General features: G+C 60.1%; 31 protein-coding genes. 21 read left to right on the top strand and 10 right to left on the bottom strand.

Annotated elements, in window-relative coordinates; all coding sequences use genetic code 11:
- Positions 1–31 precede the first annotated feature (31 nt).
- Positions 32–496, top strand: coding sequence for a MaoC family dehydratase (locus DET50_RS01525; protein ID WP_113861121.1), 465 nt, complete (start codon positions 32–34; stop codon positions 494–496).
- Positions 497–552: 56 nt separating this feature from the next.
- A complete protein-coding gene (locus DET50_RS01530; protein WP_113861122.1) occupies positions 553–1,179 on the top strand; it encodes a response regulator in 627 nt (208 codons plus the stop codon).
- On the opposite strand, the gene DET50_RS01535 is transcribed toward DET50_RS01530, so the two are convergent.
- Together DET50_RS01535 and DET50_RS01540 are read right to left on the bottom strand one after the other, a co-directional pair.
- Positions 1,176–2,924, bottom strand: a complete 1,749-nt coding sequence (locus DET50_RS01535; protein WP_113861123.1) for a hybrid sensor histidine kinase/response regulator — start codon at positions 2,922–2,924, stop codon at positions 1,176–1,178. The genes DET50_RS01530 and DET50_RS01535 overlap by 4 nt on opposite strands.
- Before the next feature lie 10 nt (positions 2,925–2,934).
- Positions 2,935–3,438: a hypothetical protein gene (locus DET50_RS01540; protein WP_113861124.1), complete on the bottom strand. Its 504-nt coding sequence runs from the start codon at positions 3,436–3,438 to the stop codon at positions 2,935–2,937.
- 191 nt (positions 3,439–3,629) lie between these two features.
- Between DET50_RS01540 and DET50_RS01545 the strand changes: the two genes are divergently transcribed.
- Together DET50_RS01545 and DET50_RS01550 are read left to right on the top strand one after the other, a co-directional pair.
- On the top strand, positions 3,630–4,463 hold the full coding sequence (locus DET50_RS01545; protein WP_113861125.1) for a DUF6544 family protein: 834 nt from the start codon (positions 3,630–3,632) through the stop codon (positions 4,461–4,463).
- Positions 4,456–5,292 carry a CPBP family intramembrane glutamic endopeptidase gene (locus DET50_RS01550; RefSeq protein WP_113861126.1) on the top strand — a complete coding sequence of 279 codons (837 nt, stop codon included), beginning with the start codon at positions 4,456–4,458 and terminating at the stop codon, positions 5,290–5,292. Before DET50_RS01545 ends, DET50_RS01550 begins: the two co-directional genes overlap by 8 nt.
- Positions 5,293–5,364: 72 nt before the next feature.
- Here the strand turns inward: DET50_RS01550 and DET50_RS01555 are convergent, their stop codons facing one another.
- Positions 5,365–5,784, bottom strand: a complete 420-nt coding sequence (locus DET50_RS01555) for a universal stress protein (protein WP_113861127.1) — start codon at positions 5,782–5,784, stop codon at positions 5,365–5,367.
- 154 nt (positions 5,785–5,938) lie between these two features.
- Between DET50_RS01555 and DET50_RS01560 the strand changes: the two genes are divergently transcribed.
- The 5 genes from DET50_RS01560 to DET50_RS01580 all read left to right on the top strand — a co-directional run bounded on the left by DET50_RS01560 (position 5,939) and on the right by DET50_RS01580 (position 11,050).
- Entirely contained in the window at positions 5,939–6,271 is a 333-nt protein-coding gene (locus DET50_RS01560) for an antibiotic biosynthesis monooxygenase family protein (RefSeq protein ID WP_113861254.1), read from the top strand.
- A gap of 79 nt (positions 6,272–6,350) precedes the next feature.
- Positions 6,351–7,850: a CoA-acylating methylmalonate-semialdehyde dehydrogenase gene (locus DET50_RS01565; protein WP_113861128.1), complete on the top strand. Its 1,500-nt coding sequence runs from the start codon at positions 6,351–6,353 to the stop codon at positions 7,848–7,850.
- A 77-nt stretch (positions 7,851–7,927) separates the two neighbouring features.
- The gene (locus tag DET50_RS01570; RefSeq protein ID WP_113861129.1) at positions 7,928–8,980 is read left to right on the top strand and encodes a TRAP transporter substrate-binding protein; all 1,053 of its coding nucleotides are present in this window, start codon (positions 7,928–7,930) and stop codon (positions 8,978–8,980) included.
- Positions 8,981–9,063: 83 nt separating this feature from the next.
- Positions 9,064–9,705, top strand: coding sequence for a TRAP transporter small permease subunit (locus DET50_RS01575; RefSeq protein WP_113861130.1), 642 nt, complete (start codon positions 9,064–9,066; stop codon positions 9,703–9,705).
- Positions 9,695–11,050, top strand: a complete 1,356-nt coding sequence (locus DET50_RS01580) for a TRAP transporter large permease (protein ID WP_113861131.1) — start codon at positions 9,695–9,697, stop codon at positions 11,048–11,050. Before DET50_RS01575 ends, DET50_RS01580 begins: the two co-directional genes overlap by 11 nt.
- Here DET50_RS01580 and DET50_RS01585 read toward each other — a convergent pair.
- Positions 11,047–12,024, bottom strand: a complete 978-nt coding sequence (locus DET50_RS01585; RefSeq protein WP_113861132.1) for a ribonuclease Z — start codon at positions 12,022–12,024, stop codon at positions 11,047–11,049. The two genes, DET50_RS01580 and DET50_RS01585, sit on opposite strands and share 4 nt — an antisense overlap.
- Before the next feature lie 69 nt (positions 12,025–12,093).
- On the opposite strand from DET50_RS01585, the gene DET50_RS01590 reads away from it, so the two are divergent.
- Positions 12,094–12,729, top strand: a complete 636-nt coding sequence (locus tag DET50_RS01590) for a phosphoribosyltransferase (RefSeq protein WP_113861133.1) — start codon at positions 12,094–12,096, stop codon at positions 12,727–12,729.
- A gap of 64 nt (positions 12,730–12,793) precedes the next feature.
- Here DET50_RS01590 and DET50_RS19385 read toward each other — a convergent pair whose 3' ends face one another.
- Positions 12,794–13,282: a hypothetical protein gene (locus DET50_RS19385; protein ID WP_181799905.1), complete on the bottom strand. Its 489-nt coding sequence runs from the start codon at positions 13,280–13,282 to the stop codon at positions 12,794–12,796.
- Between the two features lie 247 nt (positions 13,283–13,529).
- On the opposite strand from DET50_RS19385, the gene DET50_RS01600 reads away from it, so the two are divergent.
- Both DET50_RS01600 and DET50_RS01605 read left to right on the top strand, forming a co-directional pair.
- Positions 13,530–14,384 (top strand): crotonase/enoyl-CoA hydratase family protein, encoded by an 855-nt coding sequence (locus tag DET50_RS01600; protein ID WP_092006774.1) that lies wholly within the window; start codon positions 13,530–13,532, stop codon positions 14,382–14,384.
- 3 nt (positions 14,385–14,387) lie between these two features.
- Positions 14,388–14,984, top strand: a complete 597-nt coding sequence (locus tag DET50_RS01605) for a CPBP family intramembrane glutamic endopeptidase (protein WP_181799906.1) — start codon at positions 14,388–14,390, stop codon at positions 14,982–14,984.
- 5 nt (positions 14,985–14,989) lie between these two features.
- Here the strand turns inward: DET50_RS01605 and DET50_RS01610 are convergent, their stop codons facing one another.
- Both DET50_RS01610 and DET50_RS01615 read right to left on the bottom strand, forming a co-directional pair.
- Complete coding sequence (locus tag DET50_RS01610) at positions 14,990–15,394, bottom strand: DUF2721 domain-containing protein (RefSeq protein ID WP_092006771.1); 405 nt, start codon at positions 15,392–15,394, stop codon at positions 14,990–14,992.
- Positions 15,395–15,408: 14 nt separating this feature from the next.
- The gene (locus DET50_RS01615; RefSeq protein ID WP_113861134.1) at positions 15,409–16,284 is read right to left on the bottom strand and encodes a LysR family transcriptional regulator ArgP; all 876 of its coding nucleotides are present in this window, start codon (positions 16,282–16,284) and stop codon (positions 15,409–15,411) included.
- Between the two features lie 88 nt (positions 16,285–16,372).
- Between DET50_RS01615 and DET50_RS01620 the strand changes: the two genes are divergently transcribed.
- Positions 16,373–16,978 carry a LysE/ArgO family amino acid transporter gene (locus DET50_RS01620; RefSeq protein WP_113861135.1) on the top strand — a complete coding sequence of 202 codons (606 nt, stop codon included), beginning with the start codon at positions 16,373–16,375 and terminating at the stop codon, positions 16,976–16,978.
- A gap of 26 nt (positions 16,979–17,004) precedes the next feature.
- On the opposite strand, the gene DET50_RS01625 is transcribed toward DET50_RS01620, so the two are convergent.
- Positions 17,005–17,508 (bottom strand): C40 family peptidase, encoded by a 504-nt coding sequence (locus tag DET50_RS01625; RefSeq protein ID WP_258546019.1) that lies wholly within the window; start codon positions 17,506–17,508, stop codon positions 17,005–17,007.
- 95 nt (positions 17,509–17,603) lie between these two features.
- Here DET50_RS01625 and DET50_RS01630 point away from each other — a divergent pair, with 95 nt between their 5' ends.
- From DET50_RS01630 to DET50_RS01640, 3 genes are read left to right on the top strand one after another with little or no spacing between them, the layout of a single operon-like run.
- The gene (locus DET50_RS01630) at positions 17,604–19,523 is read left to right on the top strand and encodes an intermembrane phospholipid transport YdbH family protein (RefSeq protein WP_181799907.1); all 1,920 of its coding nucleotides are present in this window, start codon (positions 17,604–17,606) and stop codon (positions 19,521–19,523) included.
- Between the two features lie 36 nt (positions 19,524–19,559).
- Positions 19,560–19,781 (top strand): YnbE family lipoprotein, encoded by a 222-nt coding sequence (locus DET50_RS01635; RefSeq protein WP_113861137.1) that lies wholly within the window; start codon positions 19,560–19,562, stop codon positions 19,779–19,781.
- A 31-nt stretch (positions 19,782–19,812) separates the two neighbouring features.
- A complete protein-coding gene (locus DET50_RS01640; RefSeq protein ID WP_113861138.1) occupies positions 19,813–20,157 on the top strand; it encodes a YdbL family probable chaperone protein in 345 nt (114 codons plus the stop codon).
- A gap of 15 nt (positions 20,158–20,172) precedes the next feature.
- Here DET50_RS01640 and DET50_RS01645 read toward each other — a convergent pair whose 3' ends face one another.
- Both DET50_RS01645 and DET50_RS01650 read right to left on the bottom strand, forming a co-directional pair.
- Complete coding sequence (locus DET50_RS01645; protein ID WP_113861139.1) at positions 20,173–20,844, bottom strand: SOS response-associated peptidase; 672 nt, start codon at positions 20,842–20,844, stop codon at positions 20,173–20,175.
- Between the two features lie 8 nt (positions 20,845–20,852).
- The gene (locus DET50_RS01650; protein ID WP_113861257.1) at positions 20,853–21,911 is read right to left on the bottom strand and encodes an alpha/beta hydrolase; all 1,059 of its coding nucleotides are present in this window, start codon (positions 21,909–21,911) and stop codon (positions 20,853–20,855) included.
- A gap of 109 nt (positions 21,912–22,020) precedes the next feature.
- Between DET50_RS01650 and DET50_RS01655 the strand changes: the two genes are divergently transcribed.
- The 5 genes from DET50_RS01655 to DET50_RS01675 are packed head-to-tail and all read left to right on the top strand — an operon-like array spanning position 22,021 to position 26,000.
- A complete protein-coding gene (locus tag DET50_RS01655; protein ID WP_113861140.1) occupies positions 22,021–22,338 on the top strand; it encodes a putative signal transducing protein in 318 nt (105 codons plus the stop codon).
- Positions 22,339–22,375: 37 nt separating this feature from the next.
- Positions 22,376–23,047: an SDR family oxidoreductase gene (locus DET50_RS01660; RefSeq protein ID WP_113861141.1), complete on the top strand. Its 672-nt coding sequence runs from the start codon at positions 22,376–22,378 to the stop codon at positions 23,045–23,047.
- Positions 23,048–23,059: 12 nt separating this feature from the next.
- The gene (locus DET50_RS01665) at positions 23,060–23,818 is read left to right on the top strand and encodes an SDR family oxidoreductase (RefSeq protein ID WP_113861142.1); all 759 of its coding nucleotides are present in this window, start codon (positions 23,060–23,062) and stop codon (positions 23,816–23,818) included.
- 3 nt (positions 23,819–23,821) lie between these two features.
- Positions 23,822–24,391: an RNA 2',3'-cyclic phosphodiesterase gene (gene thpR, locus DET50_RS01670; RefSeq protein ID WP_113861143.1), complete on the top strand. Its 570-nt coding sequence runs from the start codon at positions 23,822–23,824 to the stop codon at positions 24,389–24,391.
- A 40-nt stretch (positions 24,392–24,431) separates the two neighbouring features.
- The gene (locus DET50_RS01675; protein WP_113861258.1) at positions 24,432–26,000 is read left to right on the top strand and encodes a bifunctional GNAT family N-acetyltransferase/carbon-nitrogen hydrolase family protein; all 1,569 of its coding nucleotides are present in this window, start codon (positions 24,432–24,434) and stop codon (positions 25,998–26,000) included.
- Positions 26,001–26,006 lie beyond the last annotated feature (6 nt).

Below are 26,006 nucleotides of genomic sequence, written 5' to 3' on the forward strand. Positions count from 1 at the left end.
TCAGGCGGCTGTTGATCGGAGATCCGGATTGATGTCACCCATACGCGAGAAGGCCATTGCCGGTCTGAAGGCCGGCGACTCCTTTACCGTCACCCGCACCTTCACTGAAGAAGAGACCCTGGCATTCGGTGAAATCAGCCGGGACCACAATCCGGTGCACTACGATGATCGCTTTGCCGGGGAGAAGAACCTGCAGGGCCGCATTTGCCACGGCTTGCTGGTGGGCGGAATGATTACCGAGGTGGGCGGTCAGATCGGCTGGCTCGCCTCCGGGATGAATTTCCGGTTCCGCCGGCCGGTGTATTTCGGGGATACCATCGCCTGCGTGTTCACGATCACCGAGGTGGACGATTGGAACCGGGCAAGGGCAGAAGCGGTGTTATCGAACCAGCACGGTGAAACAGTGATCGAAGCCTGGCTGACCGGTGTGCTGCCCGGCGAGCCGGAGCGGCAGATAATGGCGCAGACCGCTGGCGATTCTGATCAGACGTCCTAAAATTTGGGGAAGGTCCGGCCCCGGGATTGGAAGCCGGCCAAACGCAGGATGCGCCAATGAAACTGTTCATTGTGGACGACCATCAACTCTTTATTGATGGTATGCGACACCTGCTGTGTCACCTGGACGGTGTCAGTGTCATTGAAGAATGCACTCGGGCTGAGGAGGCAATCGAGAGGCTCGAGGCAGAGGACAGTTTTGACCTGGTTCTGATCGATCTCGGCATGCCAGGCATGGATGGTTTGGCCATTCTCCAGAGGCTCAGGGAAACCGGCTCCGGCACCCCGGTGGTTGTGGTTTCCGCCGAAGAGGACATCGCCCGTATCGGTCATGCGCTTGAGTTGGGGGCGTTGGGGTACATTCCGAAGGAGCAGAGCGCGATCGACATGCTCCATGCCGTGAAGCAGGTGTTATCCGGTGAGCTCTACGTGCCCGAACTGGTTCGGGAACGCCTCAGTCTGTACCAGTCCCGCCGGCATCCTGAGCACGGCACCCTGACCCGTCGCCAGATGGATGTTCTCGAACTTGTCGCCAGGGGCTACTCCAACAAGCAGATCGCGTCCGCACTGTTTGTGGCCGAACATACGGTCAAGGTTCACATCGCCGCCATTCTCAAAGCGCTCAATGCCACCAATCGGACCGAATGTGTGCATAAGGCCCGGAGCCTGGGCTTGCTGGATTAATCCGCGCTGGCAGTGCTGGTGAGCTGGCGCTGTATGAGGCTTCTGAGCCGGGCCGGGCTGACCGGTTTGTGAATCATCCTGAGGCCACTCCTTTCAACCTCCCGAAGCTGCCGGGAACTCGTGGTGCCGGTGATGATGATGCCTGGCAGGTCCGGCCCGTAGCGTTTCCTGAGGCTCCCGATAACCTCAACCCCGCTTTGTGACCCCTCCAGGCTGAAATCCGACAGCACCAGATCTGGTCGCCCGTGGGTTTTTCGCAGGGCCTCGGGCAGGGAAGACGCGGCGGTAACGTTGAAATTCCAGCGCCTGAGCAAAGTTTCCATGGCGTTGAGGACATTAAGGTCGTCATCTATGACCAGGATGTGATGGCCCGAGGCCTGCCAGACCGGCTCCGGAGCTTTATCTTCCCGATGCCTGATCCGGTTTGGATCACCAGCCGGAAGGGTTAGGCTGAAGACAGACCCTCGGCCGTCGCTGGAACGCAATTCCAGGGGCAGTCCCATCAGCGCGCAGAGTTTGTGGACGATGGCCAGGCCGAAGCCGAGGCCCTTTTCTCTCTCATCGTCGTGGGGCGAGGGGTGTGCCTGTTCGAATTCCACGAAGATCCGGTCCTGTGCTTCGCGGGGAATACCGATGCCGGTATCCCAGACTTGCACAAGTACGGAATCCTGTCTGGGCCGGGCGCTGATGAGAATGCCACCTGAGCGGGTATACCGGATGGCGTTGGCGATCAGGTTGCGCATGACGCGTTCGAGGAGCGTCCGATCCACCTTCACTACGGCAGGTCGGGTATGGAGTCTGAGGATCAGGTTCTTCTGTTCGGCCTTTTCCTGGAACTCTTCTTTCAGCTGAACAAGAAAGAATTCGATGTCAAAATCCACTGGTTCCGGCTGGATAATATTGGCGTCGAGCCGGGACATGTCGAACAGGGCATCAAACATTCTGCGCATGGTATCCAGGGATGCATCGATCCGGCCGAGAATGCGTTGTTCTTCCTGGGGGCTGCTGGCGCCCTTGAGCGCATCGAAGAACAGGGAGAGCGCATGCAGAGGCTGCCGGAAATCATGGCTCGCTGTCGCCAGAGTGCGGGACTTTGTCCGGATCGCGGTCTGCAGTTCCCGGGAGCGCTGGCTGAGCTGGTCTGCAAGACCGGCCGTTTCAAAGCGAAGGTGCATTTCCGAACGCACGATGGAGTTGAGCTTTTTTGCAAAGCTGTAGGACGCCAGAATCGCGAACGCGACCATCATCGCCAGGGCGAACCAGGCGACCTCGCCGAGGCTGATGAAGTGGGCCACCAGAGCTCCCTTGATGGGCATGCCGTAGCTGTAATAGAGCGGCAGCCAATGGGTGCCGGCAGAGATGGAACCGATACCCAGGATCAGGGCCAGGGTGATCATGAACACCTGGTGTGGCACGGACTCGGTGCCGGCAAACAGAAACACCGCGATAGCCCACAGGGCTCCGAGGTAGATCTGTAACAAAAGGAGCTTACGGTGCCAGGGTTCGGCACTGGCGTGGGTGACAATCTGCTTCTGATAGGCGGTGGTGAGGAGATAGCGGGCGCCAATGCCTGCGAGAACGAGAGCGAACCATCCTGAAAGCAATACCCGGTCCACCTGGTTCCACAGGACCAGAACGACGGTCAGGGGAACCAGGATGGTTATGGCGGCCCAGTCTCGCATCTTGCTGAAGTGAGGGGCCAGTGCTTCGAACGTGATGCGTTGCTCGATCTCCGTGGCATTCATGGGTGGTCGGTTACCTCAGCGCCTGTATGGTTCGCTGGTCTGCCTGGTGTCGTTCCACGAGAACCGAGAAGGTTTGCGGACGACACTGAACCCACCAGGAGCCGACAAAAGGCCTCTGGCGGTGCGGATGTGCCACTTCGCGACCGGTGTTAACGAATCCCCAGTTTGTTGCTTCATCCAGAAGCATGGCCCGTTGTCCGGAGAAAGCAAATGGCTGGGTTCTGGCGGGGCCACCCCGGGGATCGCTGGTTTTCATGTTGCCGCAGACCACCATGTCTCCGCCGGGGCCCGCGCCGGCAACGCCGTAGACGTTGAAAAACTCGACTTCTCCGGTGTCCGCCAACAGTTCGGCGACAGAGTTGGTGGCGGCGGCTTTCTGCTCGGAAGAGAGAATTACCAGCAGTGATTCCGAAGTATCGGAAGCTGGCGGATCCAGTGATGCATAGCGCTGGGTATCGGTGCTCGCACAGCCTGTGATAGCGGCAAGCGCGAGCAGTAAGGGTAAGGTTTTCATTGTGATCTCCGCTATTCCCTGTTCGGGCTCTGGTTGAGCCGTCTCCCGGAACTGAGATGAGCTCCGGATCCTTGCGTGAAGCTGCAATGAGCGTCACATTTCAAGTATTGGGAATCGATAGCGGTTCTTGTATTACTCAAAAGAGCTAATTTCATGGCCCGGAACGAACAGACAAGGAAAGTCCTGTAACCATGGTGATTTACGCACTCTGCTCGCTGATCTTTCTCGTACTTGCCGGACTTTCTTCCCGCCGCCTGGCGGATCGGAGGGCAGATCGCCGGATCATGGAGTCACTGGTCCGGAACCAGCCGCGGGATCCCGCCCGGTTTGACCCGGCCATTGTCGACCACCTGCCGGAACCGGCACGGCGTTACTTGCTTTACACCATCGCCCCGGAAACGCCGCTCTACACCGTGGCAACGCTTTCCATGCAGGGAGAATTCGGCATGGGAGACCGGGACAGGCCAAATTACCTGGCGATGTCGGCCCGGCAGACTCTGGCGGCGCCGGTCGGTTTCATCTGGAGTATGAGTGCCCGGCGCGGCTGGATCCGGATCTCCGGTTCGGACACCGCGCGCTGGACACGATTCTGGTTAATGGGTCTGCTGCCGGTGGCCCGTATGGGAGGTACGCAGGATCACGCCCGTTCGGCGTTCGGGCGGTACGTGGCAGAAGCCGTGTTCTGGACCCCCGCGGCGCTGCTGCCCGGGCCGAACGTGCACTGGGAACTGGTGGATGTGAACGTCGCCCGGGTAACGCTGCGCCATAACGGGTTATCCCAGTCGGTGGATGTGACGATGGCAGAGGATGGCCGGCCGCTTCAGGTGCACTTTGACCGCTGGAGTAATGCCAATCCGGAGAAGGAATATCGCTGGCAGCCTTTTGGCGGTTATCTCTCAGAGTTTCGGGAAGTAGAGGGCTTCCGGTTGCCGATGCACGTTGAGGCCGGCAACCATTTCGGAACCGAGCGCTATTTTCCGTTCTTTGTGGTAGACGTAACGGAGATTGCCTTTCCCCATGACTGAAAGAACGGATCGCACGGGCAAGCTGCGGGCCTGGGTTCACAGGCACCCGGTGCTGGCGTTTCCTTTGATTTACCTGGGCTGGGCTTATCTTTTCTGGACACCGGTGCTGCTCTCGGATTCGTCTGTCTGGGCATTCCCGAACCTTCTATGGTTCCTGCTGGGTGGTACCAGCCCGGTGGTGGCGGGGCTGTTGCTGGCGGCTATTTCCGGGGGCAGGGGCCAGTTGCGTGACCTGGGCAGGCGACTGGTGGACTGGCGCCGGATTCCCGCCATCTGGTGGCTGGGGCTCCTGGTGTTCTGGCTGGTTTTCGATCTGGCCAAGGCCGGCATCGCCGTCCTTATGGGCATCACAAATACACCGCTGGATCCTGACTGGGGACTGTTCTTCAATCCCGGTCCTTTGCTATTTCTTCTGTTGTTATCTTTCGTGTTTCCGGCAATCGAGGAAGTGGGCCTGAGGGGCTATTACCTCGAGACCTTGCAACAACACCTGAGCCCGGTCCTGTCCGGTGTGATCAATGGCCTGGTCTGGGCCGCCTGGCATGCGCCCTTCGTCTGGTTCCCTGGCTACTATGCCAATACCACCTTCAACCCGGAGCTATACTGGTGGTTGCCCATGATCGTCTGCCACACCCTGATGATCATGCATGTCTACAATCGCACCGGGCGCAGTATCCTGGCGGTGCTGGTCTTCCATGCGATGATGAACTTCACCGGCGAGTGGCTGCGCATCTCGCCGGACATGTATCCTTTCATGCTTGCCGGAAATGTCATTCTCGCCGCACTGGTTGTTCTGGTGTGGCAAAAACGGAGTTTACCTGCCCGATGACCTGGATGGATCTGATTACCCGAGGGCTGCCAGGCAGGGCTCCCTTTGCCAGGGAGGCGCTGGGGCTGACCATTAACGGACCACAAACACCGAGATATCACTGTGCTTGACGATGTTCGCACCATTGGAGCGCAGCAGGTGCAGCTTGTCACCGATACCCGGTGGATGTGAGGCCATAATTACCAGGTCTGCACCCGTGTCCTTGATGGCATCCAGCAGCTTGTCGTCCAGTTCGACTGCAGTGTCTACCGACTCCAGCACTTCCGCGTCGGTTTTGATGCCGTGGGCGTTGCCCTGTTCTTCGGCAAATTCCTTCATCTTGGCGCGAAGCTCGTCCGGGTTGTGGGCGGCGGCGCCGGGTGTGCTGTTGGTTACGGTGACATAGCAGAGGGTGGCGTTGTAATGCTTGGCCATGTCGATGGCAGTGTTCAGCGCCTTGGGCATTTTGTCCAGGTGGGACAGGTCCACCGGAACCAGGATTTTGCTGTACATATCGTTACTCCTCTTCGCTGAAGCAAATGATGTCTCCTTATTACAAGGGTGGCACCGAACCCGCTCCCGTGCCAAATCTTCCGGCGTTGTACTTGATCCCGGGCAAATCGACGCCGACCATGGCTGTGTCCCATGCAGAAAAGAGGTGGATGCCGTGAAGTACATCTTTGAAGTCCGAGTCCAGGAAGGCCACACCGCCGAGGAGTACGCCGACGCCTGGGTTCGCGCTAGCGAACTGATCCAGCAGGCGCCGGGTGCCCGCGGCACCATGTTGCACCGCAAGGTTGGCGATCCGAACACCCTGATCGCCATCGCATCCTGGGACAGCAAGGAATCCCGGGATGCCATGGAGACCAACAAGGATCCGAGGATTACCGAAATCATTCGAAGCGCGGCGCCGTTTGTGGAGATCACGCCGCTGGGTGAGTTCGAGGAGCCGGAGTGGGTGGTGATGCCTCCGGATTCGGGGCAGGAGTGGGGAATGTGAACGCTGTCTGATCCGGCGGTGAACGGTACTTTGGTCTATATTTATCCGACGCCCTGTATCGTTCATCCGGAGGTCAGTCATGTCTGTTCGTGAAATCCCCCTGTTCATTGATGGTAAGCCAGTCCGTTCAGAAAGTTCGGAGTGGCGAGATGTCGTCAATCCTGCCACCCAGGAGGTCGTTTCCCGGGTGCCGTTTGCCACCGAGGCGGAAGTGGAGCGGGCCGTTGCCTCTGCCAAGGAGGCGTTCCGAGAATGGCGGAAGGTCTCGCTGGCCCAGCGCATGCGCATCATGTTGAAATTCCAGGCCCTTGTGGGGGAGCACACCAAGGAGCTGGCGGCGCTGATCACCGAGGAGCACGGCAAGACCCTGCCCGATGCCGAGGGCGAGGTTGGCCGGGGTCTGGAAGTCATCGAGCACGCCTGTTCGATCACTTCCCTGCAGCTTGGTGAGATCGCCGAGAACGCCGCCGGTGGCGTGAATGTCTATTCCCTGAACCAGCCGCTGGGTGTGGGCGCCGGTATCACTGCGTTCAACTTCCCGGTAATGCTGCCTTGTTTCATGTTCCCGTTGGCCATCGCGACGGGCAACACCTTCATCCTCAAGCCTTCCGAGCAGGATCCCAGCTCCACCATGCGTCTGGTGGAACTGGCCCATGAGGCCGGCATTCCTGACGGGGTGTTGAACGTGGTTCATGGTGGTCCGGATGTGGCCAACATGATCTGTGATCACCCGGACATCAAGGCACTGTCCTTCATCGGTTCCACCCACGTTGGTACCCACATCTACAACCGCGCGGGTGCTGCGGGTAAGCGCGTCCAGTCCATGATGGGGGCGAAGAACCACTGCGTGATCATGCCCGATGCCAACCGCAGCCAGGCCATCAACAATATGATCGGTTCGGCGTTTGGTGCGGCCGGCCAGCGCTGTATGGCCAACTCGGTGCTGGTCCTGGTGGGCAAGGCCCGGGAATGGTTGCCGGAAATTATCGAGAAATCGAAAGACCTGAAGGTTGGTCCGGGCATCCAGCGGGATGCCGATCTGGGTCCGCTGGTCTCTCCCCAGGCCCTCAAACGGGTGGTCGGCCTGATTGAAAAAGGCGAGAAGGAGGGCGCCACCCTGGCGCTCGATGGCCGCGGATGCACGGTTGAAGGTTACCCGGAGGGCAATTTCGTGGGGCCGACGATCTTCACCAACGTGAAGCCGGAAATGACCATCTATCAGGAGGAAGTTTTCGGGCCGGTACTCTGTGTGGTGGAAGTGGATACCCTCGATGATGCCATCGAGTTCATCAACCGGAACCCTAACGGCAATGGTACGTCCATCTTTACCGGCTCCGGCTGGGCCGCACGCCGCTTCGAAAATGACATTGATGTGGGCCAGGTGGGTATCAACGTGCCGATCCCCGTGCCGGTCGCCTTCTTCAGCTTCACCGGCTCCCGGGGCTCCAAGCTGGGCGACCTCGGCCCCAACGGCAAGCAGGCAATCCAGTTCTGGACCCAGACCAAAACCGTCACGGCACGGTGGTTCGAACCTGACAATTTGTCTGAAGAGGTCAATACTACTATCTCGATGAAGTAGGAAAAGCGGGCCGGGCAACCGGCCCTTCGGTTCATCTTTCCAAAACCAATGTACGAACAACAAAAGGAAGAGAAACCATGACTCAGAAGTTCAATGTTCCCGCAGCGCTGGCAGCCGGCTTTACCGCCCTGACCCTGTCGACGGCCATTCACGCCGCCGGCCCGAAAAAACTGGATGTGGCCAGTACCTTCAATACCAATATCTTCATCGGTGAGGGTGCGGTGCGCTTCGCCGAAGAGTTGAAAACTGTCACCGATGGCAATGTCGAGCTGGAAGTACACAACCCCGGTGACCTGGTGCCCGCATTCGAGGTATTCAACTCGGTGTCCTCCGGTGCTATCCCCGCCGGCTGGGACTGGATCGGTTACTGGGCCGGCACGGTGCCGGTGACCAACCTCTACGGCGCACTGCCGTTTGGCCCCACCCCGGAAGCATTCATGTCCTGGATGTGGTCAGGTGAGGGCACCGAGCTGCTCCAGAGTGCCTACGATGACTACAACGTGAAAGTGCTGCCTTGCTTTATCTCGCCCCAGGAGACCGGTGGCTGGTACAACAAGGAAATCAACAGCATCAAGGACTTCGATGGCCTGCGTATCCGGATCTCCGGTCTTGGTGCCAAGGTGCTGAACAAATACGGCGCGTCCACCCAGCTGATTCCCGGCGGGGAAATCTACCTGGCCCTGGAGCGGGGTCGTATCGACGCCACCGAGTTCTCGGTACCCCAGGTGGATCAGCTGATGGGCTTCGAGGAAATCACCAAGTATTACTACTTCCCGGGTTGGCACCAGTCGGCCAGCTGGTTCTCGTTCATCATCAACAAGGATGTCTGGAACGAGTATGACGACGCCACCAAGGCCAAGTTCGAGACCGCCTGCCGGGCCACCCTGCAATGGTCCATGGCCGAGGCTCCGGCCGAGCAGATGCGTGTGATCGGCAAGCTGAAGGAGAAGGGCATCGAGGTCAAGCGCTTCCCGGATGAGGTCATTGCCGAGCTGCGCAAGGGCTGGAACGAGGTCCGCGCCGAGGAAATGAAGAACAACCCGCGCTTCAAGGAGGCTTACGAGTCCCTGATGGAACATACCCAGTTGGTCAACGACTGGTACGACCTGCAGGCCATTCCCCGGGATTGATCCTGTAATGTTCCTGCCGGCGGTGGCGTGTGCCACCGCCGGTTTTTCACTACTCATTCGGGCCTGACGGATACACCTGCAGTATGAACTCCAACACTGGTCATTATTCGGATTCCCTCCCACCCTGGCGCAACGGACTCGCCAGAATTCTCGCAACAATCGCTGTTCCCCTGATCGCCATTGGTGTCTGGCTTGGCCGGGTGTCGAGCTGGCTTGTGCTGGCGATCATGTTTGTGGTGCTGACCACGGTCGTGATGAACGCAGTGGGTTGGAATGAGCTCTACAGCTGGGATACCAAGATACTGTTGCTGGGCGATGCCATCACCATCAACTCAGTGATCGAGATGCAGTGGCACTTGTTCGGGCTGCTGACACTGATCGGAGGCAGCTATGCCTTGCACTCGGACACCCACGTCCGGGTCGATATGTTGCACCATAATCTGGGTCCGACAGGCAAACACTGGGTCGATATCATTGGTCACCTGGTATTCCTTATTCCTTTCTGTGTATTGATCGCCTGGTTATCGAAGCACTTTGTCCAGATGTCCTACCTCTCCGGCGAGCAGTCCAACTACGGCGGGCTTACCGATCGTTATCTGATCAAGGGGGCGCTGCCTGCGGGGCTGGCTCTTCTGGCCATCAGTGCGCTTGGTCAGATTTTCGACCGCCTCGCAAAGATTCTTGATCCTCGCCGCAACGCAGAGGAGTCTCATCATGCTGGATGAATACGGCCTTGCGATTGCCATGGTGGTTGCCCTTTTGCTGGGTATTTTCAGTGGTTATCCGGTGGCTTTCCTGCTGGGTGGGCTCGGTATCCTTTTCGCATTCATCGGCGATATTCCCCTGCCATTTCTGGGCACGGTATCTTCCCGGATCTTCGGGGGTGTCATCGAGAACTGGCTGCTGATCGCCATTCCCCTGTTCGTGTTCATGGGGCTGATGCTGGAAAAGTCCGGGGTGGCAAAAAATCTTCTTCTGACCCTGCAGAGACTGTTTGGCAGGGTTCGTGGTGGCCTGGCCATTTCGGTGGCTCTGCTGGGTATCGTAATGGCGGCGAGTACCGGCATCATCGGTGCCTCTGTGGTGATGCTCGGTCTGCTTGCCCTGCCGGTCATGACGCGACAGGGTTACAAGCCCGAAATTGCCTACGGCGTTGTCGCTGCCTCGGGCACTCTCGGGATCCTGATTCCGCCCTCGATCATGCTGGTACTGATGGGGTCGATCATGAACCTGTCCGTGGGCGATCTGTTCAAGGCGGCACTGTTCCCGGGGCTGTTACTGGGCGGTCTGTATGCGCTTTACCTTCTGGTGATTGCCCACCTGAAACCGGATTGGGCGCCGTTGGCTGAAGAAGGCGGGGACGCGCACCTTACCGAGGAGCATTCGCCGCTGGTAATCGCCCTGCTCAGGGATCTGGCAGGCCCGGTGGTTCTGATCGTGGCCGTTCTCGGGTCGATCATGGCAGGTATCGCGACGCCGACCGAAGCAGCAGCTATCGGTGCTGCGGGTTCCCTGGTGCTTGCCCTGGGCCTGCGGCAGCTGAACTGGGGCGCACTCCGGCAGGTGTGCCGGGACACCTCTCGAACCTCGGCCATGATCCTGTTCGTGGTGATCGGCGCCACCTGTTTCAGCGTGGTGTTCAAGCGCCTCGGCGGCGATGACATGATCGTGGACATCATCACCGGTACCGGTCTTGGCCCCTATGGCCTGTTGCTGCTGCTCATGGGCCTGATCTTCATCCTCGGGTTCTTCCTGGAGTGGATCGAGATCAGTTTCGTGGTGCTGCCGCTGTTGCTGCCGGTGGTAGAGGGGCTCGAGTTTGCCGGGGTGAGTAGTACCGGCCTGATGGTGTGGTTTGCCATCCTGGTGGCGATCAACCTGCAGACCAGCTTCCTGACGCCGCCGTTCGGTTATGCGCTGTTCTACCTGAAAGGCATTGCGCAGGGGAATGTCAGTATCGGCGTTATCTACCGGTCGATTATTCCGTTCGTGCTACTGCAGCTGACGGGCCTGATTCTGTGCATCGTCTTCCCATCGATTGCACTCTGGTTCCCCGGGTTGACGGACTAGTCCCCGGGGGCCGGTTCTGGCCGCAGGGTGAGATCCTTGTGCAGGCGGTAGCTGTGAAGATCCCGGGCCAGGTACAGAGTGCCCCGGTACAGACCCGCCGCTTCGGCTTCGACTTCGCCGATGTGCGGGTAGGCATCACGACTAAGCTGATAGCGGGAGCTGAAATGCGTCAGTACCAGGTTGGGGATGCCCACCGCCTCCGCAAAACGGGCGACCTGGGCTGCCGAGCTGTGCTGGGGCCAGGTGCCAACGCGGTCGGCTACTTCCTGGGTGTAGGTGGCCTCGTGGATCAGCACGTGGGCGTCCTGGCAGGTGGCTTCGAGTAATTCCGGGTTGTCGTTGTCGCCGCCCACCACGATTTTTCTGGGCTGCCGGGTAATGGCGGTGTACTGGTCGCTGCGAAGTACCGTTCCGTTCTCCAGCACCACATCCCGTCCTTGCTGTAACTCTCCCCAGGCCGGGCCGGGTTCGACGCCGTCAGCCTCGAGTCTGTCCTTCAGCAGCTGACGCTCCAGGTTCTTCTCGGTAAAGGTGAAAGCGCGGCTGGAGACCCGGTGGGAAAGCGGGGTGGCCATGACCTCCACGGCATCGTCTTCCCAATAGAACTCATCGGCTTCCGAGTCGATGTATTTGAGCTCATAGCTCAGGCTGGAATCGCTGTTGCCCAGCGCGGTTTCCACAAAGGTTTTCACCGGCCTGGGTGCAACCAGAAACAGGGGCTCGGTGCGGCCCAGCATGGAGGCGCTGGTGAGCAGGCCGGGCAGCCCGAAGGTGTGGTCGCCGTGCACGTGGGTGATAAAAATCGCCTGCAGCTGCATCACCGAGTGGCGGGTGTGCAGCAACTGGTGCTGGGTGCCCTCACCGCAATCGATCAGGTACCAGTGTTTCGGTTTGCCATGCATCAGGGCCAGGCCAGTGACATTTCTGGCCTTTGTCGGCGTGCCGGCTGATGTGCCGAGGAAGGTGAAATCCATGGGGTTTCCTGTTGGGGCTTTTGAAAGAGTATAAAATTGAAAGACAGGATCACAAGGCAGGAGTCACTGATGGCAGAACCGACGATCATGCAGGTCCAGTTGCTCAGCCCGGATGAGGTGGTGGATGCCTGTGACGAAGTCGCGAGGCACATCCTGGCCAGCCGGTTCCGCCCGGATATGATCGTCGCTGTCGCCCGGGGTGGCTTCATGCCTGCCCGTTTCCTGTGTGATTTCCTGAACCTGGGTGCATTGTGTTCCATCCGCGTCCAGCATTACGAGGCTGGAGCCAGCAAGGGTGAGGAGGCCCGGGTGACCATCCCCCTGGCCACGGACATCCGCGGCGCCCGGATACTGGTGGTTGACGATGTCAATGACAGTGGCGATACCCTGCGGGCGGCGCGCTCTTACCTGGAGCCCCTCGGCCCGGCGGAGCTCCGGACTGCCGTACTCCATGAAAAACTGGTGACCACCTGCCCGGCGGATTTCAGTGCCGGCGAGGTGCGAAAGTGGCGCTGGATTCTCTATCCCTGGGCCATGGTGGAGGATATCGCCCAGTTTGTCCGGGAAATGGCGCCTGCTCCACATGATGCAGACGAAACCTTGCAGCGTTTGCAGACCTGTTATGAGCTGGAACTGACGCCCACCCAATTGTCCCGGGTGGTCTATTTCGGCGGTTTACCGCACGCCCTTTTGCCGGGTGCCTGACAAACAAACCCGCACCTCGCAGGCGCGGGTTCGCGTCAAGCGAACGGCCTTACCAGCCCTGATATTATTGGCGCTGGCGGTCCTGGAGCTGTTGGCGCTGCTCGTCAGTGAGCACGTCGTTCATTTCTTCCTGGAATTTCTGACGCCGCTCGTACATCTCCTGCATTCTCTCCTGTTGTTGTTGCCAGTGCCGGTTCTGGATTTCCTGCATGCGCTGTCTTTGTTCATCTGTCAGGTCCAATCCGGCACCCGGCCCCATGCCCGGGTAGCCCCCCATCATGCCCGGGCCGGGGCCATAGCCCATGCCGGGACCCATGCCACGGTGCATCCCGGGGCCGTAGCCCATGCCCGGTCCCATGCCATGCATTCCGGGGCCATAACCCATACCAGGGCCGTAACCCATACCTGGCCCCATGCCATAGCCCATTCCGGGGCCCATGCCGGGTCCCATCATACCGGGCCCCATGTAACCCTGTGCCGCTGCGAGGCCGGAGAGACCGAGCCCCATAATGGAGACCAGCAATGTTTTCCTGAATGCTTCTGAAGTGCGCATTCCGGCTTCCTCCCTGTTGAATCAGATGATGAATCCCGAAAAAGGATTTGCTCACGTTAAAGCTTAGCACAAGTTTTTCTATCGGCAAGCGGAGGGCAGAGTTGGGACGGAGTTGTAATGCGCCGCTTTCGTCTTTGGCAGTTGAGCGGTATATTCGGAGGCAATCACGGAAAATCATCAGAAAATAGCTGAAAATATTACGAAATTTCCGGTTCTTATCGCTTTCAATGACCAACGGAGACAAAACGTGACCGAACCCTTCTCCTACCAGAGTTTCTCGGTTGATGTGTCCAATCACATCGCCCATGTCCAGTTCAAACGGCCGGACGCCCTCAACACCATGAACAAGGCCTTCTGGCTGGAATTGCCACGGTGCATGCAGGATATTGAAGCCAACACCGATGCCCGCGTGATCGTGATCTCGTCTACCGGCAAACATTTCTCCGCTGGCATGGATCTGGGTGTGTTTACCGATTCAAAGGCCGTACCCATGGGGGGCGACCCGGGCCGGATGGCCGAGAACCTTCGCCGGGTGGTGTTGCAGCTGCAGGACACCCTGAGCTCGCTGGAGAAGGTTCGTCTGCCGGTGCTGGCGGCGGTGCATGGCGGTTGCATCGGCGGTGCCCTGGACCTGGTGTGTGCGGCAGACAGCCGGTACTGCACAGCCGATGCCTACTTCACCATCAAGGAAACCGAGCTGGGCATGACCGCGGATGTCGGTACCCTGCAGCGCCTGCCCAAGTTGATCCCAGAAGGTGTGGTGCGTGAGCTGGCCTATACCGGCCGGAAGTTTGGTGCGGATGAGGCCCACCGCCTGGGGTTTGTGAATACCGTATACGACAATCACGAGACCATGCTGGAGGGCGTGATGGAGATCGCCGCCCGGATCGCTGCCAATTCGCCGCTGGCGGTTACCGGCTGCAAGGAGATGATCAACTACAGCCGGGACCACTCGGTGGAAGACAGCCTGAAGTACATGGCCACCTGGCAGGCCGGCATGTTCCGCCCCAATGACATGATGAAGACCTTCCAGGCCAAGGGTCAGAAGCAGCCGCCAGAGTATGACGACCTGTTCCCCGTGAAAGATCTGTTCAGCCAGTAAGTCATGGCGAGAACGGGAGGTTCTTCCATCTCTACCCGGGCCGCCCTGGTTTTTCAGGGCGGCATCGGCGTCGTTGGCCTGTTGGCGATCTGGCTGTTCGATATTCCCGTGCAGTGGGGTGGTTTGGGCGGGTTCGAGATCGTGCTGTACGGCGCTCTTGGCGCTGTCGGCACTTATCTCACGCTGATTCTGATAACCCGGATCCCGGGCCTGTTCCCCGACAACCTGGAACAGCAGATGCGCGGGCTGCACCGTTTCGCCCGCAGCTTTTCCTGGACGGTGTTGGTGTCATTATCGGTGCTAGCGGGTGTCGGAGAGGAGCTCCTGTTCCGGGGAGCCGTCCAGGGTTGGCTGATTCAGCACACCGGGCCCTGGACCGCCGTTATTGCGTCGTCAGTCCTGTTTGGCCTGGTTCACTACGTGTCATTCACCTATTTCCTGGTGGCCACCGGGCTGGGTCTGGTTCTGGGCGCCGCCTACCATCTCTCCGCGAGCCTGGGCATGGTCATGCTCTGGCATGCGCTTTATGACGTGCTGGCCCTGTATTGCCTGCTGCGCTTCCCCCACTGGTTTGGAATCGACTCCACGGGCTCACGGTAGTCGCCTCAGCCCTGACTCTCGCTTTTTCTCGCCTCGAAGTTGGAGAGCTCCACGTTGATGGCGTTGGTGGAAATCTGGATCTCGTACAGCGAGTACAGCAGTGAAAGGGAGAGCAACACCAGGCTGATACCAAACGCCACAATGCCCGGCATTTCCGATCCCAGAAACAGCAGGAACATGGACACTGTGCACAGGAAGAAACTGAGCACGCCAAATGTCTGCATGCGTTTGGTCAGCACGATGCGCTTTCTCAGCATACCGATCTGGCGGGCAATCAGGGCGTGATCGTCTTCGGAGTCCATCTGCTTGAGCTGGCGGATTAGCTGGGCCAAAACCAGAAACCGGTTGGTGTAAGCCAGTAACAGCAGAGAAATGGCGGGGAACAGCAAGGCGGGGGTGGTCAGATCCAAATGTGAAAGCTCCTTTATCGATGGGAAATGCGGTTGGACTGCAGGGCCTGCGTGAGACGGTCCATGGCACCTCCGCCGTGGCGCCAGAAATGCCAGTATAGCTTCACTTCCAGTTGTTGCCCGGTGGCGATGCTGGACAGTCTTCCCGCCGCCAGTTCCTCCCGCACCTGGATTTCCGGAATCATGCCATAGCCCATGCCAGTGGTTGCCAGCTTTACAAATCCTTCTGAGGATGGGCAGAGATGGTGGGGAAAGGAACCATGAAAGCCGCATTGTGCCAGAAAGCGATGTTGTAACTGATCGTTTGGTCCGAATACGATCGCTGGCGCGTCCCGCAATGCTGTCTCGGTCAATCCCTCGGGGAAATACCTTCTGATGTATTCGGGGGTTGCCAGCGGCAGGTAGATCATTGAACCCATGGGCACGCAGCGCGCGCCCGCGACCGGTTGTGGGCTGCTGCACAGGCAGGCGGCGACATCGCCCTCGCGCATTCGGCGCAGACCAATGTCCTGATCCTCTATCACAAGGTCAAGCAACAGCTCCTCGTCCCGGCAGAAGTCAGCGATGGCATCGGCCCACCAGGTGGCCAGGCTGTCGGCGTTCAAAGCAATGCGTAGCCGCGCCGAGGGCTCATTGAGGGTAGGCAGGGATTTCGCCAGATCCCGCTCCAGCAACTGCACCTGCTGTACGTGGTTGAGCAGCCGCTGGCCGGCGGGTGTGGCTTTCAGGGCTGGGCTGCGAACGAGCACCGGCTGACCCAGCCGAATCTCCAGCGTGCGGATCCGCTGGGACACCGCCGACTGACTGAGCCCGAGGGCAGCGCCGGCGCGCTCAAAACCTCCGCATTCGACAACCGTCGCCAGCGCTTCCAGCAATTTGTAGTCAATCATAAGTAAAACTGATGCAATATTACGAGTATGAATTTCAAGTATATAGCCGTCGCGTTATGCTTGCGCCAGTTTTTCAGGGAGATTGAGCGTGCTTGAGAGTTATCTGACCGGGTTGGTGGTTTGCGGCGGCATTATCGTGGCGATCGGCGCCCAGAATGCCTACGTGCTGAGCCAGGCCATTCGCCGTGAGCATCACTGGTGGTCGGCGGGGCTGTGCATGGCTTCGGATGTGATCCTGTTTACCCTGGGCATGTTCGGCGTGAGTGCGGCACTGATGGCCATGCCCCAGGCCCTTGAGCTGCTGCGCTGGCTGGGTGTGGCATTTCTCGGTTGGCTGGCACTGCAGGCGTTGGTGCGGGCAAGCCGGGGCAGGGCGGCGCTTGAGGCCGGGGAAGTTAACCGGCGCAGTCTGAAGGGGGTGCTGTTTACCACCCTGGCCGTCACCCTGCTCAACCCCCAGGTTTATCTCGACACCCTTTTGCTGATTCCGGCTGTGGGCGCCCAGCAGGAGGACGCCACCAGCTTTGTCGCGGGCGCGAGCAGTGCGTCGATCCTGTGGTTTGGCGGGTTGGCCTGGTGCGGGTCGGCACTGGCACCAGTCCTGTCCAGACCGACGGCCTGGCGGGTCATTGATGGCGTGATCGGTCTGATGATGGCCGCCATTGCCCTGCAGTTGGCCATCGGCGGCCTGTAACTCCGGGCAACCCCGGAAAAACCTGATCAGTCGTCCTCGAAACGTCGTGCCTCGGTGAAACGGTCGGCCCAGTAATAGCCGTCCAGTTCTGACAGGGTGACGCCGACGGAAGTGGAGGCATGAATGAACCGGTTCTCGCCCATGTAGATGCCGGCACGCTGTTCCTTCCCGCCAATCCTGAAAAACACCAGGTCCCCCGGTTCCACCTGGTCCGGCGATACCTCCCGGCCATGGCGAAGCATCTGGGCGGTGGTTCTGGGCAGAGTCTGGCCGAGCCCTTCCCGATAAGCTGTTAAGATAAACCCGGAACAATCGAACCCCCGGGCTGAGGTGCCTCCGTATTGATAGGGGGTGCCCTGATAGCGCTCGAAGACCTGCCACAACCGGTCGACCTTCTCTGGTGAATCCGGCGCTTCAACCGGCGAAAACTGCCCGGTTTCGCCGGTCTGCAGGTGCTGATTACTGGCACAGCCGCCAAGAACAAGACCGAGCAATGTCAGAACCAGTATTTGCCGCAGCATTGACGCCATGCCGTTACTCCGCAACATTGAATCTGTATAAACCTTATTACTGATCGGGCCGGATGTCAGGTTACGGCTTGTTTGACGTTGGCAGGAAGCAATCTGTGGGAGCAGGAAAACGTACGAGGGCAAGCAGGATCGGCCGGTGGTTAGCCGCGGCCGTCGCTCTTCTGTTGCTGGTGGTAATCGGTGCCGGTGTCTATGCCCGGGACGCCTGGCAGCAGTTGATGGCGAACCAGGCGATCCAGAAGTTCGACTGGCAGGGAATGCATCTCTCGTTGGAAGGCATTCGTGCCGACGGCTTTTCCCTGGTCAGCTCCGATCCGGCGCGGCCGTTCGCGGTAAACGGTTCGGGTTTTGTGCTGGGCTGGGACTGGCAGACTCTTTCGCTGGCCAGCGTCCGGGTTGAACAGCTCGACATTGATATACCGGAATGGCCGGAGCCTGCAGCGGGTGGATCGGGGGCGAAACCATCGCTGTTGCCCGAGCAGTCGCCGACCTGGCTTCCGGACACCATTTCAGTGAGCAGTCTACGGGTTGATCTGCCCGACGACACCGAAATCCGCGGAAACCTTTACGTTGAGCTGACGCCGGACCCGGAGCAGTGGCGTGTGGAGACGACCGAACTCTGGGTCAACGGTTCGTTGCCGGACTCCGAGCCTGGAGGCTGGCGCATCGACGGCATCGAGGGGCGTATCGGAATGGCCGGAACCGCGGGTGTGGCGTCAGCCAGGCTGGAGGTTCTGGCCGGCTCAATCCTGACGATGAATGGAGTGGCTAGCCCGGATGGGGGCGAGACAGTCCGTCTGGAACAGGTGGAAGTGCGGCCAGGTGGTAGCACGCTCGAAGCCGGGTACAGCCTGAGCAACCGAAGCCTTGAGAAGGCGCGATTGGTCGGCCCCCTGACGCTTGATGTCGGGATGTTGCAGCAGGCCAATCTGAAACCACAGTCCTGGAACTTTGAAGGCGAGCTGGATGCGGATCTGAACCGGGTCGATATCCGTGGCGCGGCGAAGGGAGCTGCTGGGCTGGCGTTAGACGTCGAAGCCCGCTGGCCCTTCAGCGCAACTCCACGGGTGACTGTCAGCGCAGAGCTGGAAGGCAGCAATGCCAGTCGGATCCTGGCGGAAACCCTGGAACAATGGCCAGCCGGGATCGAGATCAGCGATGGGAGTCTTTCTGCGAACGCCAGCGTTCGCCTTCCGGACACGGGGCCGTCGCTTGAGGGCAAAATTATCGCCAGCGGGATGTCCGGTATTGTGGGTCGAATGGCCTGGACCGGCCTGAGCGGAACCCTGGAATTGTCGTTGGACGATAACCTGGTAGCCCGTACCTCGGAACTGCAGTTGGACCAGCTCAATCCCGGGGTGCCGCTGGGGCCGGTCTCCGTCACGGGCAGCTACCGTGCGCCGTTGCAGGTATTGATGCAGGGAACGGTTTCAGTGGTTCGGGCTCGCGCCGGATTTCTGGGTGGAGAGGTCAGGGTCAAGCCGGGAGAGTGGAGCCTGGCTGATCTGCCAGTGACCGTCCCTGTGTGGCTCAATGGCATACAGGTCGACCGCCTGATGACCGTCTATCCCGCCGAGGGACTGGCAGGTAGTGGCACGCTTCAGGGTGAAGTGCCGCTGGTGATCAGCCGGCAGGGTGTGCAGGTTTCCGGAGGCAACATCAGGGCCGTGGCGCCCGGAGGCACCCTGAAACTTCCCGCGGACCGGTTGCAGGCACTGGCCCGGAACAACGAAACCATGGACCTGGTGGTGCGGGCCCTTCAGAACTTTAACTATTCCGTGCTGAACAGCACGATAGACTATGATCAGGAAGGAACCCTGAACCTCGGTCTCAGGCTCGAGGGTAGCAATCCGCAGGTGCGGGATGGCCACCCGATCGTGGTGAACATCAACCTGCAGGAGGATATTCCGGCACTGTTGACCAGCCTGCAGCTCAGCGGTCGGGTGAACGAAGCGGTCACCGAGAAAGTCCGGAAACTGATGGAAAAGCGTGAGTCTGGTAACGGGAAAAACTGATCCTGCTTTACCGGCCACAATAAACGGGGGAGATCTATGAAAGCGCAAAGCCGGATATCTGCCGGCACCGCCCGGTTAAGACAGGGGGCTGTGATAGCCACCATTGCCCTGCTGTCCGCAGCCTGCACGCCAACCGTGCAGATGGCGGCGCCAAAGGAGCCCATCACCGTCAACCTGAACGTCAAGATCCAGCACGAGATCTACGTGAAAGTTGATAAGGAAGTGGACGAGTTGTTCGAAGACCAGGGCCTGTTCTGATGGTCGTGGACGCTTCAACGGGGAGAGAATCATGAGATTGTTCAGTAAATTCGGCGTGCTTGTGTTGGCCCTGTGTCTGAGTCTGCCCGCGCTTGCCATGAGTCTCGAAGAGGCCAAGCAGCAGCTCGATACTGCCAAGCAATCCGGGCTGGTGGGCGAGACCCCCACGGGCTATCTGGCGGTGGTCAAAGCTGACGGCAATGCCCGGGAAATCGTTGACGCCATTAACGAGGCCCGGCGCCAGGAATACAGTCGCATTGCCGCCAAGCACAATATTCCGGTTGCCGAAGTGGAGGCTGTTGCCGGCAAGAAGGCAGTGGAAAAGACTCCCGCCGGCCAGTTTGTCCGGGTCGGTGACAAGTGGGTGCGAAAATAGCCGGCCTATCCCTGTCTATTTTGCCCTCTTCAGAAGTTCCGGGTCGTTGTGGCGGGGATTGTTGACCGCCTGGGAGACTTCGTATTCCTCAAGACGCTCCGGGGGCAGCCGTTGGGTTGCCGCCCGGACAGCCGAGCGTTCGCTCAGCTCCGGGTTCAGCCAGTCCCGCAGGCAGCCGGGATCAAGCACCACGGGTTGCCGGTCGTGGATGTGTTTCAACGCATCGTGGGCTGGTTCGGTGATGATGGCGCAGGCAGTGGTTTCATCCCCTTCCATTGGCGTCCACACGCCCGCAAAAAAGATAGCCGGGTCTTTGTCCGGATCCCTCGGGGTGACGTAGTGGGGCTCCTTGCCGTGTTCCGTTGCCATCCATTCGTACCAGCCGTTGGCAGGGATCAGGCACCGGTGGTGGGCAAACGCCTCGCGGAAATATTTCGAGGTGGCCACGGTTTCCGCCCGGGCGTTGATGGGTGAGGGCGCTTTCTCGCCGGCCCAGACCGGACGGAAGCCCCAGTGGGAGTGGGCCATGATCAGGGTGCCATTCATGGTCATGCGAATCATGGGAATGCCTACACCGGGCGTGATGTTGTAGCTGGGCTCAAACTGGCCGTCCACTTCGAGCCCTTCCGGAAAGTACTCAAGGATCAGGGTTTCCGGCGGTGTGTAAAAGGTGAATCGTCCGCACATGGGGCAACCTATTCGCTCTTGCCGGCCTCGACATCGGCCAGGAACTCCCGGATGTCCTCGAACGCTTCCTGAGCCTCCGGGAGCATGTCGCCAAAAATGTGCCACACATGCACCATGCCGGGCCAGGTATGGAGTTCCACCATGGACCCTTCGGACTGGGCCTTGGCGGCGTAGCGTTTGGCGTTATCCAGCAGCATTTCGGTATCACTGGCATGGATCAGGGTTGGCGGCAGGTTGGCGAGGCTGCCCCGCAGCGGGGAGGCGACCGGATTGGTCGGTGACACCCGGAAGGCCGCCAGGGTTCCCCACCAGATAATTGGCAGCGGGATCTTGGCCAGGCCGCCAAACACCGGGCCCAGCAATGGGTCGGTGGGAATGTTGTTGCGGTTGCTGGGGGCGGTGAGGGTCAGGTCGGTTGAGGGCGCCAGGGCAACCGCCGCATCGGCCTGCCTGAGCCCGTTATCCCGCGCCCAGGCCAGCAGGCTCAGGGTATGGCTGCCACCGGCGGAATCTCCCGCCACCACGATAAAGCTGGCGCGTTCCCGACCCTCCGGTCCGTGGTCCAGCAGCCAGCTGTAGGCCCTTTGGCAATCCCGTACCCCATCCATGAAACGGTGTTCCGGCATCAGCCGGTAATCCACGGTGAAAACCGCGGCATTGGCCAGCCTGGAGAACCGGTCGGTAATGGTCCGGTGGCTCCTGGGGCTGCCGGCTGCCCAGGCCCCACCGTGGATATAGAGCACACGCCGGCGGGTATCGACTCCGGGCGCGATGACCCATTCGCCGCGCGGCTCCTCGTTATGCCGGAATTCCGATACCAGCGCCATGCCTTCGCTGAGAGTATCCATGTGCTGGCGCAGGGCCATCAGCCGGGCCTTGCCCTTGAGGTCCTTGGCGGCTTCCCTCAACTCCCGGAGCTGTCCCAGAACCTGTTGATGACCTTCGCTCGGGGTTCTTTCCCGCACCGGGTAATCCCTGTCATCCAGGTGGGACAGGTCTTCGATCCTGAACAGGAAAAAGGTGGCGGCCACAATGAGCAGCACGATGGCCAGAACAATCCAGATAATATCCACTGCGTATCCTTGATGGCTCCCTGGAGCGGGTGGGTCTATGCTGAAATCATAACCGCGTTAACGGGCGGGTGCTGCCCCTGAATGTCACAGAAGGAGTAGGCCTTTGCAAATAGCCTATCGGGCCCGGGACATTACCGAAGCACACATTGTAGCCGGGTTTCTGGAGGTCCATGGAATCGAATCCTACGTTGGCGGCCATTACCTGCAGGGCGCTCTGGGGGAGATCGGTGCGGCCGGTTTCAGCAATGTCCATGTGGATGATGAGGACCTCTACCGGGCCCGCGAGCTGATCCGGGAATACGAAGAGGGAGGCTCCACAGCACCCGCTTCATCCCCGGATCAGGACAAGCCCGACCAGTACGCCCGCTGGTTTCTGCTGGCACTGATCGTTACAGTGTGGCTGCTTGTCCAGATCTACTGATCCAACCAATTGAATCCAATAGTGAAACGGAGGAATCATGTCTGCATCCGGAGTAGTTGTCATTACCGGCGCCAACCGGGGAATCGGCCTGGAACTGGCACGGTATTATGCCCGTGAGGGCGGCGACGTGATCGGCGTATGCCGGCAGTCTTCCGATGAGCTGGCAGAGGTGGCCTCCGAGGTCATCGACGGGGTGGACGTCACTACCGAGGCCGGCATCGAAAAACTCAGATCGGCCCTGGCGGGCAAGAAAATCCGGCTGCTCATCAACAATGCCGGCCTGCTGCAGGACGAACAGCTCGGCAGCATCGATTTCGATTCCATCCGCAAGCAGATGGAGATCAACGCCTACGCGCCGCTGCGGGTAGCCGAGGCACTGGTTCCGCAGATTGAAGAGGGCGGCAAGATCGCCAACATCACCAGCCGCATGGGCTCCATTGCCGACAACGATTCCGGTGGCCGCTATGGGTACCGCGCCTCCAAGGCGGCCCTGAACGCTTTTGGCAAGTCTTTGGCGGTGGATCTCAAGCCGAAGGGCATTGCCGTGGCCCAGTTGCATCCGGGTTACGTGAAGACCCGCATGGTGAACTTCGGGGGGATGATCACGCCCGGGGAATCGGCCCGTGGGCTGGCGGATCGGATTGCCAACCTGAACCTGGAGAACACCGGTTCCTTCTGGCACAGCAATGGCGACGAGTTGCCCTGGTAAACGGAGGTCGAGGTGACAAACGAAGCCCGAGTGGCCCTGGTAACCGGCGGAGCCCGGGGAATTGGCCGTGGCCTGGTGCAGTTCCTGGCCGATCGCGGCTGGCAGGTGGCCTTCTGCGATGTTGACCGGGAGCAGGGTGAATGGTTGCAGCAACGGCTTGGCGACCAGGTGCGGTATTTCCAGGCCGATGTGACCAGTGAAGCGGAGGTTGCCGGCATGATCCGCGCGGCGACCGACTGGCACAGCCGACTGGACGCGGTGATCAATAACGCCGGGCTGGCCGGCCCCGAGAACGGGCCTGTTGAGGAGCTGGACCTGGCTGTCTGGCAGCGTCGGCTGGATGTGAACCTGACCGGTCCGTTCCTGGTTACCAAGCATGCGGTGCCCCATCTCCGGAAGAATGGCGGCGCCATCGTCAACATCGCTTCCACCCGGGCCCTGCAATCGGAGCCTGACACCGAGGCCTATGCCGCCACCAAAGGCGGCATCGTTGCCCTGACCCACGCCCTGGCCATGAGCCTGGGGCCGGAAATCCGGGTCAACTGCATCAGCCCGGGCTGGATCGACACCCGTGCCTGGCAGGATCGGGAACAAAAAGCTCCCCCACTGTCGGAAAGCGATCACCGTCAGCATCCTGCCGGTCGGGTGGGCGAGCCGCGAGATATTGCCAGCCTGGCGGCCTTCCTGATTTCCGAAGAAGCGGGTTTCATCACCGGCCAGAACTATGTGGTGGATGGCGGTATGACCCGCAAGATGATCTACGAGGACTGAGCCGTGCCCCGGGTGTTTTTCGGGGTGGAAATCCCGTCGGAGGTCAAAAAGCGCTTGCTGAAGCTCAAGACTCCGATCAACGGGGCCCGATGGCAGAGCCGCAATCAGCTGCACATGACTCTGGTCTTTATCGGAAGCGTGAAGGATGAGGATCTGGAGACCTTGAGCTACGCAGCCTCCATGGTCTCCACGCCCGCCTTCGAGGTGGAAGTGACTGGCTTGGGCGCCTTTGGCCGCCCGGAACAGCCCCGGAACCTCTGGGCCGGTGTCTCGCCGGAGGCGCCGGTGGCGCAGCTGTATGATCAGCTGTCCGCCCAGGTGGCGGCTGCCGGTTTCGAGACGGAGCACCGCGGGTTCCGGCCACATATCACGGTGTCCCGGTTCCGCAAGCAGGCCGCCTCGATTGTGAGCCTGCTGGAAGAGCACGGGCAGGACCGATTCGGGGTGCTCCCGGTGACGGAGTTCGTTCTGTTCGAGAGCGCCCCGGGAGCCGGTGGGTCGGTATATACCGTGATCGAGCGCTTGCCGCTGCGGCCGCCGCTTGACGAAACGGAGTCGCCGGACCAAATATGAGTGCATGCCCGCGCATTTCCGCGCCTGCTTCGAGGTATGTATGTGCCCACCTTTTTCCGATCCCGACCAACGCCTTTTTGTCCGCAACGCCACCCTTGATGATATTCCCGGGATCATCGAACTGAGCCGCCGGGTATACGAGGGGACCGGCATGTACGGCTACACCAAGGGGCCCCTGACCGGGCAGATCAATACCTTTCCGGAGGGTCAGTTTGTCGCCATGCTGGGAGACCAGGTCGTGGGGTACTGCGCCACGTTCCGGATTGCCGGCGAGGTGGCCTTGGCCCGTCATGACTGGACGTCGATAACCGGCAATGGTTACGCCTCCCGCCATGACCCGGAGGGCGACTGGCTTTACGGCATGGAGGTGTGTGTTGATCCGGAGTGCCGCGGGTATCGGATAGGCGAGCGCCTTTATAACGAGCGAAAAAACCTGTGCCAGACCCTGAACCTCCAGGGCGTGGTATTTGCCGGGCGTTTGCCTACCCTGCGCCAGAAACTGAAGAAATACGGCACGGTGGAGGCCTATGTCGATGCCGTCCGTAACAAGGAACAGAAAGACCCTGTGCTGTCGTTCCAGATGCATCAGGGCTTCGAAATCCACGACATCATTCCCCACTACCTGGATGCCGACCATGATTCCATGGGCTATGGCATTCACCTGGTCTGGCGCAATCCCAAGGTTCCCCGGAGCGGCCAGGATGAAAAGCGCAAGCGTTACGGGCACCGGATGCCAGACACTGTGCGCATCGGCACCGTCCAGTACCAGCAGCGGCCGGTGGCTTCGTTCGATGAGTTCAGTGAGATCGTTCGTTACTTTGTGGATGTCGTCTCCACCTACAAGGGCGATTTCGTGGTCTTTCCCGAGCTGTTCACCCTCCAGTTGTTATCCATAGAGGCTCGTGGCGGCAGTCCGGCGGAGGCGTTCTCGGCGGTCACTCACTACGCCGAACGCTACCGGGAACTGATGCGGGATCTGTCGCTGCGCTACAACATCAACATCGTGGCGGGCTCCACCCCGGTACGGGAAGAGGATGGCACCATCCGGAACATGGCCCATGTTTTCTTGCGGGATGGCCGGGTATACACCCAGCCGAAGATTCACCCGACACCCAATGAGGCCTACTGGTGGAATGTGCGCGGCGGCAATCGCGTGAATGCCATTGAAACCGATTGCGGCACCATCGGGGTGTTGATCTGCTATGACGCCGAGTTCCCGGAGCTGGCCCGGCATCTGGTGGATCAGGGGGTGAGTATTATCTTCGTGCCGTTCTGCACCGATGAGCGCCAGAGTTACCTGCGGGTCCGCTACTGCTGCCAGGCGCGGGCGGTGGAGAACCAGGTCTACGTGGTGTTGTCCGGCAACGTTGGCAACCTGCCCAACGTGCCGAACATGGAGATCCAGTACGGCCAGAGCTGCATCCTGACCCCCTGTGACTTCCCCTTTGCCCGCGACGGCATCGCGGCGGATACCGAGCCCAATGTCGAGACGGTGGCGTTCGCAGACCTGCGGCCGGAGACCCTGATCACCGCCCGGAACAGTGGAACGGTGAAGAACCTGCAGGATCGCCGGCACGATCTCTACAGCGTGAACTGGCGGGGCGAGTAGTCCCGG

It is taken from the genome of Marinobacter pelagius, assembly GCF_003315345.1.
GTDB lineage: Bacteria > Pseudomonadota > Gammaproteobacteria > Pseudomonadales > Oleiphilaceae > Marinobacter > Marinobacter pelagius_A.